Raw genomic sequence first — 20212 nt, 5'->3', positions numbered from 1 at the left:
CAGAAGACACACAGAAGCCCCCGTCCGGCCGGACGGGGGCTTCTGTTGTGCGGCGGGAAGGCGGCTTACAGCTTGCCGAATTCCTCCCGGGCCGGCGTGTACTTGTTGTCGTCCTGGTACTCGTAGATGCCAATGGAGGCTTCCGTCGGGTCACCGGCGTCGGAGAAGGTCACCGGGCCGGACTCGCCGTCGTAGTCGATGTCCTTGCCGTTGCGGAGCAGCGTGACGCAGGACGCGAAGTCCGTGCACTTCTCGCCGCCCTCGGAAACTGCCTTGAGCTGCTTGGCGATCTCCGTGCCCTTCGTGCTCTTGGCGGCCTCCGCTGCCAGCGAGATCAGGTTGACGGCGTCGTAGGACTCACCGGCGTAGCTGTAGTCCTTCAAGGCGGGGTCGATGGCGAGGAGCTTCTTCTTGAAGTCCTCCTTGGCGAAGGTTCCGGGGATGGTTCCCTGTGCGCCCTTCAGCGTGCCGGGCTTGAAGTCCTTGCTGTAGTCGGACGTGTTGCCGTCCACCATGAACAGCTGCGTCGCCTTGATGCCCTTGCCCGTGATCAGCGGGACGATGCTCTTGGCCTGGTCAAAAGTGATCAGGGCAATGGCATCCGGCTTGGCGGCGATGACCTTGTCCACCTGGCTGCTGAACTGCGAGTCGCCCTCGTTGAAGAGCTCCTCGGCCACAACCTGGCCACCGGCTGCTTCAAACGCGGACTTGACGTTCTTGGCCAGGCCCGTGCCGTAGGCGTCGTTCAGGACGATCATGCCTACCGTCTGGGCGCCACAGGTTGCCATGTAGTTGCCCAGCACCTTGCCTTGCAGCACGTCCGAAGGAGCCGTGCGCCAGTACAGGCCCTTGTCATCCCAGGTGGTGAAGTCCGGCGAGGTGTTTGCCGGGGAGAACTGGATGACGCCCGCGCCGGTGATCTGGTTGATCACCGTCTTGGACACACCCGAGGAGGCCGCACCGATGATGGCGCTGACACCCTGGCCGAGGAGCGCTGTGGTGGACTGGGTGGCGATGTCGGTCTTGGTGTCGCCGGAGTCACGGTGCGTGATCGAAACCGGCTTGCCGAGCACGCCGCCAGCGTCGTTGACTTCCTTGATGCCGAGGTTAACGCCGGCAATTTCGGGCGGGCCGAGGAACGCCAGCGACCCCGTCGTCGGCAGGAGCGATCCAAGTTTCAGCGGTGTGGGGGTGGTGGTGGTTGCTGCCGGCACGCCGCCGGTCTCCGTGGAGGTGCTGGTTGCCCCGGCCGTGGCACTGGGGGCAGGGCACGCGATGCCGCCTGCCGCTGCGGAGGATTCGGTCGCGCTTGGGGTGGAACCGCCACCACAAGCCGTGGCCAGAAGGGCGACGCCGATGCTAAGCGCTGTGAGCTTAGCGACCCTTGGCGCCGTCTGGGGGAGTGAAATCATTTAGAGTCTCCTCGATCGAAAGGTGCGAACGGCCTTTGATGCGATTTTTGGTCAGGGGTTCCTGAGCTAAGTTCAAGCTAATCCAATTCGAGCGTGAACATAAGTGACTAAGGTCACATCCTCATAACACTCGTTGCATATTGGAACACCGGCGACGTGGAGGAGCAAAGTTGTACCCCAGGTGGGACTCGAACCCACAACACGCGGATTTTAAGTCCGCTGCCTCTGCCAATTGGGCTACTGGGGCGCCCGGTCAATCGTATCGCCTCAGACGGCGGCCAATGGCCCCGCGTACCGGAATGTGCCGTGGACCCCGCCGGGCCACAGGGCGAGGGGCAGCAGTTGGAAATGGTCGCCCCAGTTCTTGTCCGGCGCCTCGACGCCCAGGGAGGCCGCCGGAACGAAGCCGAAGCGCGGATAGTACTCGGTGCTTCCGAGCAGCGCTATGCCCTTCTCCCCCGCAGCATTGGCACGGACGACGGTTTCGCGCATCAGCGCCGAGCCGATGCCATGGCGCTGCAGCCGGGGCGTCACGCAGATGGGCCCGAGCCCCAGCAGCTCAAGGTCATCCACCCACGCACGGGTGCTGATCACGTGGCCGACGATTTCGCCGTCGAGTTCGGCGACGATGCTGAACTCCGGCAGGTATTCCTCGGCGACAAACAGCTCGCGGAGCACTTTGACCTCAACCGGCTCCCCCGCCACGGGCAGGCCGGTGACCGGCGAAACGGCGAACGCCTCGGCGGTCAGGGCGAGGAGGGCGTCGCGGTCCCCGGGCTGTTCGCTGCGCAGGACCACTTCCCGCACCGGTTCGGGCTCGGCGGCGTTGGCGGCTGAGAGTCCGGCCAGGACCTCCAGCGCCCGCGCCGCATCAGCCACCGGCACCAGGAGATGGTCGTGGTGGAAGCCGGCCAGAACGTTGCAGCTGATCCGGGCCTGGGTCAGTGCCCTGCTGACGGCCGCGGTCAGGCCCACCGCCTCCAGGGCCGAGTGGACCTCGAGGGTGATCCAGGCGGCCACGAAATCGTAAGGCAGGTCCAGCGCGTCCGCTTCGGCCCGGGGCAGGACCACCGTGAGCCCTTCGGCCTCCCGGACGGCGGCCTCGATGTGCCCCGCCAGCGGCTTGCCGTGCGGCCAGAGCACATAGACGTACTCCCCCTCCCTGAGCACCGGACGCATCGAGGCAAGGAGAGTTTGGAGGTTCTTTTCACCCGTCATGCAGCCAGTCTATGGGTGCACCCTGCCGTTCCCGGGAGGGGCGCACCAAGGTAGACCGCCCCGCCCGGGAAACGCGAAAGCGGCCGTTCCCCCAAAAGGGAACGGCCGTCGTCGTCGTTTGTGGGGCCTCCGCCGCCGAGGGTTCCCTGGCTGAGCGGAGCGAAGCGAGGGAGGCGGTGGGGACGGACTTACTTGGCCTCAGCCTTGACGGGATCCTTGGCGCCGCCCTGGGGAGCGTCCGCAGCCTTCTCAGCCGGTGCGGCCGGAGCCGGTGCGGCGGGAGCTGCCGGCTTGGGCGCCGGGGTGGCGGCAGCCACGAAGGCGCCGCGCGGGTTGTCCAGGTCCAGCAGCTGGGTGGTGTCGCGGCCTGCGAAGAAGCTCAGGATCCAGTTGAAGATCACGCGGAACTTGCGCTCGAACGTCGGCATGGCCATGCCGTGGTAGCCACGGTGTGCCAGCCACGCGAGGGGGCCCTTGAGCCCGATGCGGCCGAGCAGGTTGATGTTGGCAACACCCTTCCACTCACCGAAGCCGGCCACAGCACCGAGGTTCTTGTGCTTGTAGTCCACCAGCGGCTTGTCCCAGCGGGAAGCCCACAGGTTCTTCGCGAGGCGCTTGGCCTGGCGCAGCGCGTGCTGGGCGTTGGGAACGCAGGTGCCGTCCGGCAGGCCGCCGCCGGTCAGGTCGGGAACCGCGGCGATGTCACCGGCTGCCCAGGCGTTGTCGATGATGCCTTCGTCGCCCGAGATGCGCAGGTCCGGCAGGACGCGGACGCGGCCGCGGGGCTCAAGCGGGAAGTCGGTGGAGCGGACCATCGGGTTGGCCTGCACACCGGCGGTCCACACGAGCGTGTCGGTCTCGAATTCCTGGGCCGGGGTCTTGTCCGGCAGGTTGATGAGCTTGAGGGAACCCTCGGCGTTGTCCAGCGACGTGTTCAGCAGGACCTCGATGCCGCGGCTGCGGAGGTGATCGACGACCCACTCGGCCTGCTTCGCGGTGACCTCGGGCATGATGCGGCCCATGGCCTCGACGAGGACGAAGCGGACTTCCTCCTGCTTGACGCGCGGGTTGTTCTTGACGGCAGCGCGGGCGAGGTCTTCCATTTCGGTGATGCACTCGATGCCGGCGAAGCCGCCGCCCACCACCACGAAGGTCAGGGCGCGGGCGCGTTCGGCGGGGTCGGTCATGGTGGAGCCGACCTCGATGCGGTCAAGGACCTTGTTGCGCAGCGCAACGGCTTCCTCGATGGTCTTCAGGCCGATGCCCTTGTCCGCCAGGCCCTTGATGGGGAACGTGCGGGTGATGGCGCCGGCGGAAAGCACGACGTCGAAGTACGGCACCTCGAAGTTGTCGCCACCGTCAGCCGGGGCAACCACGGCAGTGCGGTTGGCGTGGTCGATGGATACGACGCGGCCCTGGATGAGCTCGGTCTGCTTGAGGTGCTGGCGGTGCGAGACCACTGCGTGGCGGGCCTCGATGTTTCCGCCGGCAACTTCCGGCAGGAAGGGCTGGTAGGTCATGTAGGGCAGCGGATCAACGACGGTGACGATGCCGCCTGCGTTCGCGATCTTCTTCTGCAGTTTGAGGGCTACGTAAAGGCCGACGTACCCGCCGCCGACGACGAGCACACGCGGACGATCCTGGAGCTGTGGGGTGGTTGCCATAACTCCAGAGTACAGTACTTTGTGAAAATCTTCACTAACTTCGCCGGTGGGCCGGTTCCACCTTTGTCACCGCGCCCGTTTCCGGGTCCTCCACTCCCCCTCCGGAAGCCCGGTACGCCCTCCGGAGCTGGACCGTGCCGGCCACAATGATGGCTATGAACAGCCCGCCAAACCCGATGACCACCGCGGCCGGCAAAGCACTGTCCAGCTGCGACGGCGGCACCGCTACCGGCACGGTCGCCTTGGGCAGAGTCGCCTGGGCGGTGGCTGCCGGGGCCGTCGGCTCGGGAGCGGGCGTGGCGAGGTTCCCGCGCCGGTGCACGCGGATCCAGTCCGCGATGGAACCCAGCGGATTGGACTTCGTCTCGGCCACGTCGTCCTTGAGTGCCGCCTCCGCGTTGAGGACGCCGAAGCCGTACAGCGGGTCCTTGCCCGGTGAGCCCTCGTCCTTGGCGGTGGAGACGATCCTGTTGATGACCTGCTTGGCGCTCATCTCGGGCCACTTGGAGCGGATCAGTGCCGCAACGCCGGAGACAATGGGCGTGGCACCGGACGTGCCGGCCCATTCCGCGTAGCTGCCGCCCGGCAGTCCGCCGGCGAGCTTCTCCGCAGGTGCTGCCACTCCGATGCTGATGCCTTGGGAGGAGGAATCGGTGCTTGCCTGTCCGTTCAGGTCCAGGCCCGCCACGGTCAGCACGCCGGGGATGGTGGCAGGAGCCCCCACCTGGACGTTGCCGCCCACCCGGTTGCCGGCCGCGGCCACGATGACCACGTCCTTCTGCTCGGCGTACAGGAAGGCGGCGTCCCAGCTTTGCGGCCACTCAGGCGACGTGCTGCCCAGCGAAATGTTGATGACCTTGGCGCCGTTGTCCACCGCCCAGCGCACAGCCTCCGGGATCTGGTCCTGGTCGCTCTTGCCGCCGGGGTTGGCCGATCCCAGCCAGGTGGACACGGACAGGATCTGCGCCTCGGGTGCCACGCCCATGATGCCGTCCGGCTTGGTTTTGGAGGCCGTTGCGGTGGCGTTCGGGGAAGGCTTGGCGCTGGCCGTCGCCTTCTTCGCCGGCTCGTGTCCGCGGCCCGCGAGCATGGTGGCCACCAGCGTGCCGTGCTCGGGCTTGGCACCGATGCTCTTCTCGCCGTCGGGGGCGCCGGCACCGGAGACGTCATGGCCCCCGGCCAGCACGCCCTTGAGGTCGGGGTGGCCGCCGTCCACGCCGCTGTCGATGACAGCAACCTTCACGTTGGCGCCCTTGGAGACCTCCCACGCCTTGGTGATGCCGGCTTCTTTGAGCCAGTACTCCTTGTCCCGCCAGGAGTCGGCCTGCGCGGCCGGTGCGGTGGCGACGGCGGACGCGGCGATGCCGCCGGCAAGCACCGCGGACAGAAGGGCCGAGACCGTCCGGCGAAGCCGGGCTGTTGCTCTGGTCATGCAGGATCCAATACTTGGTTAACTTGGTGCCTCGGCACTCAGGGCAATTCCATCAAGAATATCGTGCTCGCTGGCGGTGGCCGTAATTATGCGGCCGCTGCTGAGTTCGCCCATGCGGGTGAGGATGCGCCGCCAGACCAGCGCGCCGGCGCCAATGACGTCCACCCGGCCGGGGTGCATGTACGGCAGTTCGGCCCTCTGCGCCCGCGGCATCTGCAGCAGGTCGGTGGCTGCCGCCTGGACCGCAGAGATGGACAGTTCGGCGCCGTGGATGGCCCCGGGCAGGTATTCGGGCAGCTTGAGCGCGTGCGCGGTGATGGTGGTGATTGAGCCGGCAACCCCGACGACGGCGGTGCTGCGTTCCAGCGGAACGTCCAGGTGCGCTTCGGCAACGGCGGCGTCGACGTCTGCCTCCGCGGCGGCGATCTGTTCGGCCGTGGGCGGATCCGACGTGAGGTGGCGCTCGGTCAGCCGGACGCAGCCGATGTCCACCGACTTCGCGGCGATCACGCCGTTGGCGTCACCGAGCACAAACTCCGTGCTGCCGCCGCCCAGGTCCACCACCAGGACTTTGTCCTCGGCCGAGATAGGCAGCACGCTGCTGGCGCCGGCGAAGGAAAGCGCTGCTTCCTCTTGGCCGGTGATCACCTCAGGCTCCACGCCGATGAGGTTCCGGATGCCGTCCACGAAGACCTGGCGGTTCCGGGCGTCCCGGCTGGCCGAGGTGGCCACGAAGCGGACTTTCCGGGCCTGGTACTCGCGGATAAGCGCGGCGTAGTCAGCCGTGGCCGCGAAGGTGCGCTCCAGCGCTTCGGGCGCCAGCTCGCCGGTAGCGTCGACGCCCTGGCCGAGGCGGACCACGCGCATTTCGCGCACGATATCGGTGAGCCTGGCGGCCCCGTTGCTGCGGTCGATGTCGGCGATGAGCAGGCGGATGGAGTTGGTACCGCAGTCAATGGCGGCCACCCGGGTCATGCGCCTGCCTCCGTTGTGGTTGCGCCGGTGGTGTCTGTGGCGGGGGCGTCCGTTGTGGTTGCGTCCGCCCTGGATTTGCGGACGGGCGCCGGCCGGCCGACGATGTCCGGCAGCCCCTGCGGGCCGTGGCGGCTGAGGTCCCGGGAAGGTGCCTCACCGGCCGTGTCCCAGGCGCCGTCGCAGTAGCAGCGGTCGGCGGTCCACCATTCGCTGATGGCCGCGACGGCCTCGTCTCCCAGCGGATTGACGCCCGGCCCGGCGGCCAGCGAGTGTCCCACCAGGACGTGCAGGCACTTGACGCGGGTGGGCATGCCGCCGGCGGAGACGCCGTCGATCTCCGGGACGTCACCGATGCCCGAGCGTGCCCCGATGTCGGCGCGGGCAGCCAGGTACGCCTCGTGGGCGTTCCGGTAGGAGGCCGCCAACGATTCGTCGGCGGCAAGCCGGTCGTTCATGTCGTTCATGAGGCCGCCTGCTTCAAGCCGGGAGACCGCCGACGTGATGACGGGGTGGGTCAGGTAGAACGTGGTGGGGAATGGTGTTCCGTTGCTGAGGCGCGGGGATGTTGCCGCCACGAGCGGGTTCCCGCAGACGCAGCGCGCCGGGATTTCCACAACGTCACGCACCGGCCTCCCCAGCTGGCGGCTGAGCACATCGAGGTCCTGCGCTGATGGCTGCCGGGATTCACCGGGGGCGGTTGCCGTGTTGTCGTCCACTGGCGTGGCCGTCCTTCCTGCCCGGATCTGGCTGCCCCGAAATTCCGGTGGACAGTCCCGCGGCGGGCGCCGCTCCTAGTCTGTTGCCGAGCGCCTGACGGACTCCCAGAGGGAATCCACCCAGGGCACGTCGGCGGGGTCTTGTGTTTCTGCTGCACTGGGCTGGCTGCCTGATGCGCCGGCCGGCAGGTCGCTGCCGAACACCCAGTAGCCGGTCTCTCCCGGCATAACCATGTTAATGCGGTCCCGGGCCTGCTGCTTGACGTAGTTAGGATCCTGCCAGCGCGAGACCTGCCGTTTGAGGTTGTCCTGGGTCGCCTTGCTGTCTGCGATGTCCGACTCCAGGGCCGCGATTTCCGCCCGCTTGTCGATAAAGATCTTCACGGTGGGGGCCAGCATGATGGTGATGGCAACCATCACCACGGCCAGCGCCAGCATGCGCCCGGAAAACGCCTTGGCGGGAACAGGGTCCAGGTTCTCTTCCTCGGCCGCAACGGCTGATGACCCGGACTTTCCGCGGCTGTTCCCGGCGCTGCCAGGCTTTCCGGCGGTCCCCTTGCTGCCGGCTCCGGGCTTCGGGCCGGCCTTGTCACCCGGACTTGCTTTGGTGCCCGTGGCCGTCCTGGTAGCGCCTGTCCTGGTAGCGCCACTTTTGGAGCCGGCGCCGTTGGCGCTGCCCGGTGCTTTCGCCCCCGCGCCTGGGTGTCCCGTACCGGATTCATAGGTGGCCGTGGCCGGACGCGGGCCGCCGAAGTCCGCCTGGATGACGTCTCCCCCGGCCGATCCGGCGGAGGACTGCTGTGCAGGTGGGGTCACCCTGGGAACTTTGGGACGGCGGGTAGCCATGACACTCCTGTAACGTGTGGGCGCCTAAAACAAACAAACCGGTGGCTATGGTCTTTCCACCATAGCCACCGGTCAGCTGTTTCTTGGGCTACTAGGCCTTGAAACGCGGGAACGCGCTGCGGCCGGCGTAGCGTGCGGCGTCGTCGAGTTCCTCTTCGATGCGCAGCAGCTGGTTGTACTTTGCAACGCGCTCGGAGCGGGCCGGGGCACCGGTCTTGATCTGCCCGGCGTTGGTGGCAACGGCGATGTCGGCGATCGTGGTGTCCTCGGTCTCGCCGGAGCGGTGCGAGGTGATGGTGGTGTAACCGGAGCGCTGGGCCAGGGAAACGGCGTCCAGGGTTTCGGTCAGGGAGCCGATCTGGTTGACCTTGACCAGCAGGGAGTTGGCCGTGGCGGCGTCGATGCCCTGCTGCAGGCGCTCGGGGTTGGTGACGAACAGGTCGTCACCCACCAGCTGGACCTTGTCACCGATGGTGTCGGTGAGGATCTTCCAGCCTTCCCAGTCGTTCTCGTCCAGCGGGTCCTCGATGGAAACCAGCGGGTAGTCGGCAACGAGTTCGGCGTAGTAGGCGCTCATCTCGGCGGCGCTCAGGGCCTTGCCCTCGAACTGGTAGGCACCATCCTTGAAGAACTCGGAGGAGGCGACGTCCAGGGCCAGGGCGATGTCGGTGCCCGGGGTGTAGCCGGCGTTCTGGATGGCTTCCTGGATCAGGTCCAGGGCAGCGCGGTTGGACGGCAGGTTCGGGGCGAAGCCGCCCTCGTCGCCGAGGCCGGTGGAGAGGCCCTTCTGCTGCAGCACGGACTTGAGGTTGTGGTAAACCTCAACACCCCAGCGCAGGCCCTCGGAGAAGGTCTCGGCGCCGATCGGGGCGATCATGAATTCCTGGATGTCGACGTCGGAATCCGCGTGCGAGCCGCCGTTGAGGATGTTCATCAGCGGAACGGGCAGGACGTGGGCGTTCGGGCCGCCCAGGTACTTGTACAGCGGCAGGTCAGCGGAGGCTGCTGCGGCGTTGGCAACGGCCAGGGAGACGCCCAGGATGGCGTTGGCGCCCAGCTTGGCCTTGTTGGCAGTGCCGTCCAGGTCGATCATGGCCTGGTCGATGCTGCGCTGGTCGGTGGCGTCAAAGCCGGTTAGGGCCGGTGCGATCTGGTCGATGACGGCGTCAACGGCCTTCTGGACACCCTTGCCGAGGTAGCGGCCCTTGTCGCCGTCGCGCAGTTCTACGGCTTCGTGCTCGCCGGTGGACGCACCGGACGGAACGGCAGCGCGGCCGATCTGGCCGTCGGAGAGGAGAACTTCAACTTCGACGGTGGGGTTGCCACGGGAATCGAGGATCTCGCGGGCGTGGATGGCATCGATAAGCGCCATGGATTTGCTCCTTATGGGCAATTTACTGGGGAACTTTAGCGGAAAATCTCGACGTCCTCGTCTGGGACTAGCGTAGTCGAGAGTGGTGCACGTTACGGAAACCTATCCAGAACCCGGACGTCATGATCCGGGTGCTGAAGATTCCGGGTAGCGGTTCTGGTATCGCCGGACGGCCCCGCGGAGGGCACGTTCGGCGTCGAACCCCCTGCCCCGTGCAGAACGGACGACGGCGAGCAGCAGCTCGCCGAGTTCGGCTTCGGTCTCCATCGTTTCGGCGAGGCTGGTTTCGAGGGGCCTGGTTTCGACGGGCTCAACCGGCGGGAGCAGCCCGGCCCGTTCGGCCCGGTCAAGGGTTTTCTGGGCCTGGGCCAATGCCGGCAATGCCACCGGGATGCCTTCGAAGGGCGTGCTGCGCTCCGGGCTTTCGGCCTTTTTCACGGCATCCCACTTGAGCACGATCTCCTCCACCGTGGCGGGAAAGGAGTCCTGGAGGGAACCGTCTGGGCGGAAGACGTGGGGGTTGCGGCGGATCATCTTCCCGGTGAGGCCGCGCGCGACGTCGCCGAAGCCGAACACCCCGCGTTCCTCGGCGAGCCGGGCATGCAGCACCACCTGGAGCAGCACATCGCCCAGCTCCCCTTTCAGGTCAGCCTCGTCCGCACCGGTCTCGATGGTCTCGGCCACTTCGTAGGCCTCCTCCAGCAGGTATTCCACGAGTGACTCGTGGGTGAGAGCGCCCATCCACGGGCAGTGCTCGCGGAGTGCCGCAATCACCCGCAGCAGCTCCCCCACCGGGTCGGGGCTTTCAGCCAAGGTCGCCGTACGCGTCGTTGATGTACTCCACGAGGGCTTCCCTTTCCTCGAGGGGCAGGAAGGAGGCCTCGGCGGCGTTGAGTGTGAGCTCCAGCAGGTCGTCGAGGTCGTAGTCGAAGGTCTCGACCAGCAGTTCGAACTCGTCGGTGAGCGTCACACCGCTCATCAGCCGGTTGTCGGTGTTGATGGTCACATTGAAACCCAGCTGGTAGAGCATGTCCAGCGGGTGGCTCCCGATGCCCTCACCGAACGCGGCAATGGCCCCGGTCTGCAGGTTCGAGGACGGGCAGATTTCCAGGGCGATGCCGCGGTCGCGGATCCAACTGGACAGGTTGCCCAGGGTGACCAGGCCGATGTTGTCGCTGTCCTCGTCGTCGGCGTCGTCCTCGTCGAACTCCACCATGATGTCCTCGGCGATGCGGACACCGTGGCCCAGGCGCAGCGCGCGGCCGTCAACCAGGGCGGACTGGATGCTGTCCAAGCCGGCGGCTTCGCCGGCGTGCACGGTGGCCGGGAAGTTGTTTTCGGCCAGGTAGGTGAAGGCGTCCCGGAAGCGCGAGGGCAGGAAGCCGTCCTCGGCGCCGGCGATATCGAACCCTACGGCGCCCTTGTCGCGGTGCCGAACGGCGAGTTCGGCGATTTCCTGGCCGCGGTCGGCGTGGCGCATGGCCGTGATCAGCTGGCCAACCTGGATCTCGCGGCCGGTCTCGGCCACGGCCTCCACACCGGCTTCGAGGCCTTCCTGGACCGCCTCGACAACCTCGTCCAGGGTCAGTCCCTTCTGGAGGTGCTGCTCAGGTGCCCAGCGCACTTCGCCGTACACCACGCCGTCGTCCGCCAGATCCTCCACGAACTCCTTGGCGACGCGGAACAGCCCTTCCTTGGTCTGCATGACGGCGACCGTGTGGTCGAACGTCTCCAGGTAGCGGACCAGCGAGCCGGAGTCGGCGGATTCGCGGAACCATTCGCCCAGCGCGGTCGGGTCGGTGGAGGGGAGGGTGTGCCCCACCGTCTCCGCCAGCTCAATGATGGTGGCAGGGCGCAGGCCGCCGTCGAGGTGGTCGTGAAGGGATACCTTGGGCAGGCTCTTCAGGTCGAAGTCAAGGGCAGGGGCGGCGTCAACGATTGGCTCAGTCACGTACCAACTCTAGGGTTGGACCGGCAGCAATGCCAACGCGCGTTGCTGCCCGGTGACGGGCGGCGCGAAAGACCGCTCGGCCGTGCAGTTAGGCCACGCGACTGGTCTGTTCCCGACCGCCGTCCGGGACAGTCTCCCCGTCCAACGCGGGGGTCCCTTCCGGCTCAGCGGCGGCATCGTTGCGGCCGAGGCGCTTGTGCCACCAGCGGAGGGCGTGGTCGATGATGATTCCCAGGATGATGGCGAACACGACGGCGATGCCGGCACCGAGCAGCGGGTTGTGGTGCAGCCACGGGAAGGAGCTGGCGACGAGGCCGATGCCAATCGAATAGCCCACCCACGTGAAGCAGGCGAAGGCATCCAGCAGGAAGAACCTGCGGTGCGGGTACCCGGTGGTGCCGGCGACGTAATTCACGGCCACGCGGCCCCACGGGATATAGCGTGCAGTGAAGATCAGCACGGCGCCACGCTTCTCCAGTTCGTACCGCGCCCAGCCGAAGACCTTTTGCACCCTGGGCCGGCGCATCCATTTCCAGCGCTCCAGGCCGATCTTCCGGCCCAGCATGTAGGCCATGTTGTCACCGGCCATGGCGCCGGTCAGGGCAGTCAGGCCGAGGATCCAGAGATTGGGCTCGCCGCTGTGCCGGGAGAAGGCCGCCAGCGCCACGATGAGCGTCTCGCTGGGGACCACCATCGCGAACCCGTCAACGAAGAAAAACATGAGCAGAACGGGATAAATCCACCACTGACCCGCTGCATGGAGCACGGCATCATTAATAAACTCCACGCGGGTGCTGCTCCTATGGACTATAACAAGACGGGAAGTGACGCAAATCGCTCTTTAGTGTCGCACGGCGGGAGGATAGTCCGCTATCCCTTGATTGGAAAGTCAACGTTCTTCTAGCGGATCCTGAACGCGGTTCCTGAGGCGGTTGATACCGACGTCCACGAGGATGCCCAGAACTATGGCGCAGATGATGGCGATTACGGCCCCGAGCAGGTGGTTTTCCTCGAACCACTGGCCGAAGAACAGCCCGATGGCCACGGAATACGAGGCCCAGAGGGTGGCGGAAAGCACAGTCAGCCCGATGAAGCGGGGATGGGAATAATGCGTGGCTCCTGCGGTCAGGTTGACTGCCACCCTGCCAATGGGGACGAACCGCGCCACGAGGATCAGCGACGCCGGCCGCTTGCGCAGCTCCCGTCCGGCCCACCGGAACGCGCGCTGCATCCGCGGCCCCCGCATCCACGCCCAGCGCTGTGTGCCCACGCCCCGGCCGATGAGGTAGGCGGCGTTGTCGCCGGTAAACGCGCCCAGTCCTGCTACGGCCGCGAGCAGCCACGGATTGGGAACGTCCGCCGTAGCGGCGACGGCGGCCAGCCCCACCACCACGGATTCGCTGGGGATGGGCGGGAAGAATCCGTCGATGATGCAACAGGCGAGGACGATGAACAGGACCCAGGGCTGGCCGGCGGCAGCCAGGATGAAGTCATTGATGGCCTGCACGGTCAGGCGATGCGGTCGATGATGAGCTGCTGGGCGGGCCTGGAACCCTCCGGCGCGATGGTGACGGCGTGCTCGAGCGCCTCCCTGGCCCGGTCAAACTTCTCCGGCGTGTCCGTCAGCAGGGTCATCAGCGGTTCGCCGGCACGCACAGTTGCGCCGGGCTTGGCGTGCATCCGGACGCCCGCGGCTGCCTGCACCGCGTCTTCCTTCCGCGCCCGGCCGGCGCCGAGCCGCCAGGCCGCCACACCCACAGCGAATGCGTCGAGCTCCACGAGGACACCGTCGGCGGGCGCGTAGATGGTTTCTGTTTCCCTGGCCACCGGCAGCTTGGCCCGCGGGTCGCCGCCCTGCGCAGCGATCATCCGGTTCCAGACGTCCATGGCCCTGCCGTCCTTGAGTGCGGCGGCGGGATCGGCACCGGAAACACCGGCACACTGCAGCATCTCCTCCGCGAGTCTTACTGTCAGCTCGACGACATCGGCCGGGCCGCCGCCCGCAAGGACCTCGACGGATTCCTCCACCTCGATGGCGTTGCCCGCGGTGAGTCCTAGAGGGGTGCCCATGTTGGTCAGCAGGGCCACGGTTTCCACGCCGGCGTCCTTGCCGAGGGCCACCATGGTCTCAGCCAGTTCGCGTGCGCCGGCCTCGTCCTTCATGAACGCCCCGCTGCCCACCTTGACGTCCAGCACCAGCGAGCCTGTCCCTTCGGCGATCTTCTTGCTCATGATCGACGAGGCCAGCAGCGGGATGGACTCGACGGTGCCCGTGACGTCACGGAGCGCGTAAAGCTTCCGGTCCGCGGGTGCGAGCCCTGCACCGGCGGCGCAGATCACCGCGCCCACGTCCTGGAGCTGGGCCAGCATTTCGTCGTTGCTCAGGGACGCGCGCCAGCCCGGAATGGACTCGAGCTTGTCCAGCGTGCCGCCGGTGTAGCCCAGCCCGCGCCCGGACAGCTGCGGCACTGCCACTCCAAACACGGCGACGAGGGGCGCCAGCGGCAGGGTGATCTTGTCCCCGACTCCGCCCGTGGAGTGCTTGTCGGTGGTTACCTTCACACCGCCGTCCGGCCGCCGGAGGCCGGAGAAGTCCAGCCGCTCCCCCGAGGCGATCATCGCCGCGGTCCACTGCGCGATCTCGGCACGGTCCATGCCGTTGAGCAGGATGGCCATGTTCAGGGCGGCCATCTGCTCCTCCGCGATGACGCCGCGGGTATACGCGTCGATGGTCCAGGCAATCTGCTCGGGGCTCAGGGCACCCTTGTCGCGCTTGGTCCGGATGATCTCGACGGCGTCGAACGCCTGGGTTTCCTTCAAAGGACGTGTCACCGGGTTCCCTCCAGGTGTTCGGGGCCAAATGCGTCGGGCAGCACCTGGTCCATGGTCTTGATCCCCTGCGTGGTCATCAGCTCCATGCCGGGTGCCCGGAACTCGTGCAGCAACTGCCGGCAGCGTCCGCAGGGCATGAGCACGCTGCCGCCGCCGTCGACGCAGTAGAAGGCGCGCAGCAGGCCGCCGCCGGTCATCTGCAGATTCCCCACGAGGACGCACTCGGCGCACAGGGTCAGGCCGTAGCTGGCGTTTTCCACGTTGCAGCCGCTCACGATCCGGCCGTCCGCCGTGAAGGCCGCAGCCCCCACCGGAAAGTTCGAGTAGGGCGCGTAGGCGGACTTCATGGCGTCGAGCGCGGCGGCTTCCAGGGCCGTCCAGTCGATGGTGGCGCCCATTTCGTTGGCGTCGTTCTGCACGGCCGTCACCCCTTGGCGTACTGGATGCCGCTGGCCGGCACCCGGGTGCGCCGAAGCGCACTCATGACCCCACTTTAGTGTCCTGTGGCATGTCCCGTTAACGCGCCGAGCGCGAACGCACTCTTGTGGCCCCTGGGGTAGGAGATTAAGTGTCCGTTCGCGCTCGGGGGTGACGGCTGTTGCACGGGCTAGAGCCGGACGAGCATCTTCCCGGTGTTCCCGCCGTCGAGCAGGTCCATGAAGGCCTGCGGTGCGTTCGCCAGGCCGTCGACTATGGTCTCGTCGTACCGGACGGTCCCGTCGGCGAGCCAGCCGGCCATCCGCCCGGCGAATTCGGCGGCATGCTGGCGCTGGCCGCCCACCAGGAACCCGCGCAGGGTGAGCTGTTTGCCGATCGCCACGGCCAGGTTGCGTGGCGCGGCCGGCGGTTCCGTCGAGTTGTACTGGGCGATGGCGCCGCACATGGCCACGCGGCCGCCCACGTTCAGGACGGACAGGGCCGCCTCGAGATGGTCACCGCCAACGTTGTCGAAGTACACGTCTATGCCGTTGCTGCCCGCGGCGGCCTTCAGCTGGTCCAGCACCGGGGCATCGCGGTAGTTGAACGCCGCATCGAAGCCCAGGTCCAGCAGGCGGGCAACTTTTTCCGGGTTGCCCGCGCTGCCGATCACCTTTGAGGCCCCCATCGCCTTGGCGATCTGCCCCACAAGTGAGCCAACCGCGCCGGCGGCACCTGAGACGAAAACGGCGTCCCCGGGCTTGAACTCCGCGACATTCAGCAGGCCGGCGTACGCGGTGAGTCCGGTCATGCCCAGCGCACCGAGGAACGCAGAGGCCGGGGCGAGGGTTGTGTCCGCGGGGGTTGTCCGCTCCGCGTCCACCACCGCGTGCTCCCGCCAGCCGAGTTGATGTACGACGACGTCCCCCACCTTGCGCTGATCGGACCGGGACGCGATCACCTCACCCACCGCACCGCCGTCGAGCGCTTCGTCCAGCGCGAACGGCGCTGAATAGGATTTCGCGTCGTTCATGCGGCCGCGCATGTAGGGGTCCACCGAGATGAACAGGTTCCGGACCAGGACCTGGCCCTCCTTGAGGGCCGGGACTGCCGTCTCGGCGAGCCTGAAGTTTTCCGGGACGGGCCGTCCCGACGGGCGCGAGGTCAGCTGGATCTCGCGGGTGATCACCGGCAATGCCGTTGCTGCGCCGGCGCTCACGCTGCGAACTCCACGAGCGTGAGCGCGACGTTCATGTTGCCGCGCGTCACATTGGAGTACGGGCAGATGCTGTGCGCCTTGGCCATGAGCGTCTCGGCGGTGCCGCGGTCCAGTGCCGGGAGGGCGACTTCCAGCTCGGCGGCGAGGCCGTAGCCGTCGCGGTCCTCGAGGGCGCCGAAGTGGATCTTGGCTGCGACAGCGGAGTCAGTGAGGTCTGCCCTTGCCTGCCGGCCCACCACGCGGAGGGCGGAGTGGAAGCAGGCCGCATAGCCGGCAGCGAACAGCTGCTCCGGGTTGGTGCCGTGGCCGCTGCCGCCCAGCTCCACCGGGCTGGCCAGGGTGACGTCGAGTTTGCCGTCCTTGGTGCGCGCGGAACCGTCGCGGCCTTCGCCGGACGCGAGGGCCTCGGCTGTGTAGAGAGTTTTCAATGTGTTCCTTCCGGTTGGGAGGTCTGGAGGTTTGGGGGCTGCCTAGAGCGAACCGTGCAGGGCAGCTGTGAGCTTGCCGAGGGTTTCGCGCAGCTGGTCGAGTTCGCTGGGGCTCAGGCCCGCTGCGGCGGCAAGGTGTTGGGGTACGCCGGAGGCCTTGCTGCTGAGGGCCTTGCCTGCCCCGGTCAGGTGCACGGCGACGCGGCGCTCATCCTCCGCCGAGCGCCGCCGCTCCACGAGGCCCAGCGCCTCGAGACGCTTGAGGAGGGGCGAGAGGGTTCCGGAGTCGAGGCCCAGCTCCTCCCCCAGTTCCCGCACGCCGCGCGGCTCGTTCTCCCACAGCACGAGCATGACGAGGTACTGCGGGTACGTCAGGCCCAGTTCCTCCAGGAGCGGGCGGTAGACGGCGGTGGCGGCCCGCGACGCGGAGTAGAGGGCAAAGCACACCTGGCGGTCAAGACGGGGAGCATCGGGCATACCCACAACGGTAGCGGGCAATTCAATTGTGCACAACTTACCGGCGGGAAGGAAAGCGCGAACTGGCAGCTGATGCCCGCAAACCAGGGATTTGAGGGGATCAGCTACCAGTTCGCGCTATGGCGTTGCGGGGCCTAGAGGTCGCGGATGGTGCGGAGCGCTGCGGCGGTGAGGACCTGGATGCCGAAGCCGAGGGCCCGCTCGTCCAGGATGTAGTCGCCGCGGTGCAGGTCGTACTCCTCGCCGCCGGGCGTCTTGGTGCCGAGGCGCATCATGGCCCCCGGCAGCTCGGCCAGGAACCAGGCGAAGTCCTCCCCGCCCATGGACTGCGGCGTCAGCACTACTGCGCCTTCGCCGATCTCGGCTCGTGCGGCCGCCTCGATCAGCGCCGTCTCGTGCTCGGAGTTGACCACCGGAGGAACGCCCCGGGTGTGCTCCAGCCGCACGTCGACGCCGTACGGCGCGGCCACCTGGTGCACCACTTCGTCCAGCAGTTCGCCGGCGCTGTGCCACGCGTCGCGGTCCAGGCAGCGCATGGTTCCGGCCATGTACCCCGTGCCGGGGATCGCGTTGGGCGCCGAACCCGCGGAGATGTGCCCCCACACAACGGAGACGCCGCTGCGGACATCCACCCGGCGGGAGAGGACGGCCGGCACGTTCACGGCGATCTGCGCCAGCGCGAAAACAAGTTCCTCGGTGAGGTGCGGGCGCGAGGTGTGCCCGCCGCGGCCGGACAGTTCAATCCGGATGGTGTCCGACGCCGAGGTGATGGCGCCGATGCGGGTGCCGATCTTGCCCACTTCGATGCGCGGGTCACAGTGCAGCGCCAGGATGCGGGGCACGCCTTCCAGCACGCCCTGCTCGATGCAGGAGTGCGCCCCGCCGGGCATGGTTTCCTCGGCAGGCTGGAAGATGATGCGCACGGATCCGCCCAGCGGGGACTCCTGGTGCATGCGGTGCAGCACGAGGGCGATGCCCAGCATTGTGGTGGTGTGCACGTCATGGCCGCAGGCATGCGTGACGCCATGGTTCTTCGAGGCGAACGGCAGTCCCGTTTCCTCGATGATCGGCAGGGCGTCAATGTCACCGCGCAGCGCCGTGGCGATCGGGCCTTCGCCGATGTCAACGGTCAGGCCGGTGCCCTCGAGCCGGCGGGGCTCGAGGCCTGCAGCCTCCAGCCGCTCCACCAGTTTGTCCGTGGTCCGGAATTCCCTGAAGGACAGTTCGGGGTGCGCATGCAGGTCACGGCGAAAATCGATCAGTTCCGGCAGCAGGGGCTCGAGCCACGGCCCCACCAGGGCGGTGGGCTCAGCTTCAGTAGTGTAATTGCGCACACCTCAACTGTAGCGAGGCCGGGAAAATTAGCGGCATCGCCTTCTCCGCGTTACGTGTTCGCCGTCCCCGCTCTACTTAGGACCGGCGGGCGCACAACGGCAGGGGCCGGCGCACTGAAGTGCACCGGCCCCTGGAAGACGTTCTGCTAGAGGACGTCGGTGTCGCCGCTGGCCTTCAGGGCGTCCACCGCCTGCTTCACCCGCTGCGAGTGCTGCTTGGTGGTGACCAGCAGCGCATCCGGGGTATCGACGATGACGACGTCCTTGATGCCGATCAGCGCGATGACACGCTTGGTGTCCGAGACCACCACGCCGCTGGCGTTTTCGGTGAAGACGCGTGCGCCCTCGCCGAGGACGGTCACCTCGTCCACTTCCTTGGCGCTGTTGAGCCGGCCCACGGAGGCGAAGTCACCGACGTCGTCCCAGCGGAAGGAACCGGGCACGACGGCGACGTCCCCGGCCGCCGCTGCGGGTTCGGCGACTGCATAGTCAATGGCGATCTTGGGCAGGGTGGGCCAGATTCGGGCTGTGACTTCGTCACGCTGCGGCGTGTCCCAGGCCTCGGCGATTTCCTGCAGGCCGTTGAACAGTTCGGGCTGGTTCGCTTCCAGGTGCTTGAGCATGAGGGACACGGGCGCCACGAACATGCCGGCGTTCCAGACGTACTCGCCGCTGTCCACGTACTGCTGGGCAACGTCCTCGTCCGGCTTCTCCACGAACTCCACTACGGCCTGGGCGCTGGACGCGCCGGGAATGTGCAGCGAGTTACCGGACCGGATATAGCCGAAGCCCGTGGACGGGTGGGTCGGCTTGATGCCGATGGTCACGATCTTGCCGGCCGCCGCGGTGTGGATGGCTTCCCGTACGGCGTCCTGGAAGAGACCGTCGGGGCTGATCACGTGGTCCGCTGCAAAGGAGCCCATGATGGTGTCCGGATCGCGCTGGTGCAGGATGGCTGCGGCCAGGCCGATCGCGGCGCCGGAGTCCTTCGGTTCACTCTCGAGCACGAGGTCGCCGTCCTGGACCTCGGGCAGCTGGCGGCACACGGCCGCACGGTGCGCCACGCCGGTAACCACGAGGACGCGGTTGCCGGCCAGCGGTTCGAGTCGGTCGTAGGTGGCACGCAGAAGCGTGCTTCCTGAACCGGTGAGGTCGTGAAGGAATTTGGGAGCTGCTGCACGTGACAGAGGCCAGAGGCGGGTCCCCACACCGCCCGCAGGAATCACAGCGATAAAACGGCTGAGCGGTGAATCCTGGCTTGTCACTTTGTCGTTACTCATCAGTGCCTACTTTAGCCGACGCGCCTCAAGGCGGCCTTTCGCCGGGAGCCGGGGTGCGGATACAGTGGCAACACATGTGGTGTTCGTCTCAAAATAGCCGAAAATCCGTACAGTACGTGGCGGGCAAGGGACACCTGAATTGAATAAGCTGTGAGCGAAGCCTAGATTTAGGCCTGAGCTACGAGTGCTCTCGCAGTAGGCGTTCCCCCCGCGTGGATCCCACGCCAGCGCCGCTGTGTCGCAGGGAGGTTTATTCAGTGCCGACGAAACCAGCTGGCACCTTGTACCGCGGCCGTGAAGGCATGTGGTCTTGGGTTGGACACCGCATTACTGGTGTAGTGATCTTTTTCTTCTTGTTGGTCCATGTGCTGGACACCTCGCTGGTGAGGGTGTCGCCTGAGGCCTACACCGCCGTCATCGGCGCCTACAAGAACCCGCTGATGGCCCTGGGTGAAACGGGCCTCGTCGCAGCGATCGTGTTCCACGCCTTCAACGGCCTGCGGATCATCGCCGTCGACTTCTGGAAGAAGGGCGCCAAGTACCAGCGTCAGATGCTCTGGGTGGTGCTGGGCCTGTGGGTCGTCACCATGGTCGCCTTCGCCATCCGCCACCTGTCCCTTGCGCTCGGAGGTCACTAAG

20 protein-coding genes and 1 tRNA gene are annotated in these 20212 nt (G+C 67.1%); 1 reads left to right on the top strand and 20 read right to left on the bottom strand.

Going from position 1 to position 20212, the window contains the following annotated elements; translation table 11 throughout:
- Window positions 1-65 precede the first annotated feature (65 nt).
- From ABRP34_RS20650 to ABRP34_RS20555, 20 genes are all read right to left on the bottom strand, one after another.
- Window positions 66-1412: an ABC transporter substrate-binding protein gene (locus tag ABRP34_RS20650; protein WP_353711605.1), complete on the bottom strand. Its 1347-nt coding sequence runs from the start codon at window positions 1410-1412 to the stop codon at window positions 66-68.
- 173 nt (window positions 1413-1585) lie between these two features.
- Window positions 1586-1659: transfer RNA gene (locus ABRP34_RS20645), tRNA-Leu, on the bottom strand.
- A 20-nt stretch (window positions 1660-1679) separates the two neighbouring features.
- On the bottom strand, window positions 1680-2630 hold the full coding sequence (locus tag ABRP34_RS20640) for an N-acetyltransferase (protein ID WP_353711604.1): 951 nt from the start codon (window positions 2628-2630) through the stop codon (window positions 1680-1682).
- A gap of 188 nt (window positions 2631-2818) precedes the next feature.
- The gene (locus ABRP34_RS20635) at window positions 2819-4294 is read right to left on the bottom strand and encodes an FAD-dependent oxidoreductase (RefSeq protein WP_353711603.1); all 1476 of its coding nucleotides are present in this window, start codon (window positions 4292-4294) and stop codon (window positions 2819-2821) included.
- Window positions 4295-4328: 34 nt separating this feature from the next.
- Window positions 4329-5726 carry a S8 family serine peptidase gene (locus ABRP34_RS20630; protein ID WP_353711602.1) on the bottom strand — a complete coding sequence of 466 codons (1398 nt, stop codon included), beginning with the start codon at window positions 5724-5726 and terminating at the stop codon, window positions 4329-4331.
- An 18-nt stretch (window positions 5727-5744) separates the two neighbouring features.
- Entirely contained in the window at window positions 5745-6701 is a 957-nt protein-coding gene (locus ABRP34_RS20625) for a Ppx/GppA phosphatase family protein (RefSeq protein ID WP_353711601.1), read from the bottom strand.
- Entirely contained in the window at window positions 6698-7417 is a 720-nt protein-coding gene (locus ABRP34_RS20620; RefSeq protein ID WP_353711600.1) for a DUF501 domain-containing protein, read from the bottom strand. Before ABRP34_RS20620 ends, ABRP34_RS20625 begins: the two co-directional genes overlap by 4 nt.
- A 75-nt stretch (window positions 7418-7492) precedes the next feature.
- Window positions 7493-8263, bottom strand: a complete 771-nt coding sequence (locus tag ABRP34_RS20615; RefSeq protein ID WP_353711599.1) for a septum formation initiator family protein — start codon at window positions 8261-8263, stop codon at window positions 7493-7495.
- Between the two features lie 91 nt (window positions 8264-8354).
- Window positions 8355-9635 (bottom strand): phosphopyruvate hydratase, encoded by a 1281-nt coding sequence (gene eno, locus ABRP34_RS20610; RefSeq protein WP_003798068.1) that lies wholly within the window; start codon window positions 9633-9635, stop codon window positions 8355-8357.
- A gap of 120 nt (window positions 9636-9755) precedes the next feature.
- Window positions 9756-10376, bottom strand: coding sequence for a MazG nucleotide pyrophosphohydrolase domain-containing protein (locus ABRP34_RS20605; protein WP_353713428.1), 621 nt, complete (start codon window positions 10374-10376; stop codon window positions 9756-9758).
- A 64-nt stretch (window positions 10377-10440) separates the two neighbouring features.
- The gene (locus ABRP34_RS20600) at window positions 10441-11586 is read right to left on the bottom strand and encodes an adenosine deaminase (RefSeq protein ID WP_353711598.1); all 1146 of its coding nucleotides are present in this window, start codon (window positions 11584-11586) and stop codon (window positions 10441-10443) included.
- Between the two features lie 88 nt (window positions 11587-11674).
- Entirely contained in the window at window positions 11675-12373 is a 699-nt protein-coding gene (locus ABRP34_RS20595; RefSeq protein WP_353711597.1) for a DedA family protein, read from the bottom strand.
- Window positions 12374-12475: 102 nt separating this feature from the next.
- Window positions 12476-13093: a DedA family protein gene (locus tag ABRP34_RS20590; protein WP_353711596.1), complete on the bottom strand. Its 618-nt coding sequence runs from the start codon at window positions 13091-13093 to the stop codon at window positions 12476-12478.
- 2 nt (window positions 13094-13095) lie between these two features.
- Window positions 13096-14406, bottom strand: a complete 1311-nt coding sequence (locus ABRP34_RS20585; protein ID WP_353713427.1) for a thymidine phosphorylase — start codon at window positions 14404-14406, stop codon at window positions 13096-13098.
- 8 nt (window positions 14407-14414) lie between these two features.
- Window positions 14415-14816, bottom strand: coding sequence for a cytidine deaminase (locus ABRP34_RS20580; RefSeq protein ID WP_353713426.1), 402 nt, complete (start codon window positions 14814-14816; stop codon window positions 14415-14417).
- Window positions 14817-15025: 209 nt separating this feature from the next.
- Window positions 15026-16054, bottom strand: a complete 1029-nt coding sequence (locus tag ABRP34_RS20575) for an NADP-dependent oxidoreductase (RefSeq protein ID WP_353711595.1) — start codon at window positions 16052-16054, stop codon at window positions 15026-15028.
- On the bottom strand, window positions 16051-16482 hold the full coding sequence (locus ABRP34_RS20570) for an organic hydroperoxide resistance protein (protein ID WP_353711594.1): 432 nt from the start codon (window positions 16480-16482) through the stop codon (window positions 16051-16053). The genes ABRP34_RS20575 and ABRP34_RS20570 overlap by 4 nt, the downstream gene beginning before the upstream one ends.
- Before the next feature lie 42 nt (window positions 16483-16524).
- A complete protein-coding gene (locus ABRP34_RS20565; protein WP_003798086.1) occupies window positions 16525-16959 on the bottom strand; it encodes a MarR family transcriptional regulator in 435 nt (144 codons plus the stop codon).
- Between the two features lie 134 nt (window positions 16960-17093).
- Window positions 17094-18293 (bottom strand): amidohydrolase, encoded by a 1200-nt coding sequence (locus tag ABRP34_RS20560; protein ID WP_003798088.1) that lies wholly within the window; start codon window positions 18291-18293, stop codon window positions 17094-17096.
- A 146-nt stretch (window positions 18294-18439) separates the two neighbouring features.
- Window positions 18440-19573, bottom strand: coding sequence for a sugar phosphate nucleotidyltransferase (locus ABRP34_RS20555; RefSeq protein WP_003798089.1), 1134 nt, complete (start codon window positions 19571-19573; stop codon window positions 18440-18442).
- A 302-nt stretch (window positions 19574-19875) separates the two neighbouring features.
- Between ABRP34_RS20555 and sdhC the strand changes: the two genes are divergently transcribed.
- Window positions 19876-20211 carry a succinate dehydrogenase, cytochrome b556 subunit gene (gene sdhC / locus ABRP34_RS20550; RefSeq protein ID WP_043417639.1) on the top strand — a complete coding sequence of 112 codons (336 nt, stop codon included), beginning with the start codon at window positions 19876-19878 and terminating at the stop codon, window positions 20209-20211.
- Window position 20212 lies beyond the last annotated feature (1 nt).

This window comes from Arthrobacter sp. K5 (assembly GCF_040448525.1).
Taxonomy (GTDB): domain Bacteria; phylum Actinomycetota; class Actinomycetes; order Actinomycetales; family Micrococcaceae; genus Arthrobacter; species Arthrobacter globiformis.
This window is presented reverse-complemented; position numbering and strand designations above follow the sequence as displayed.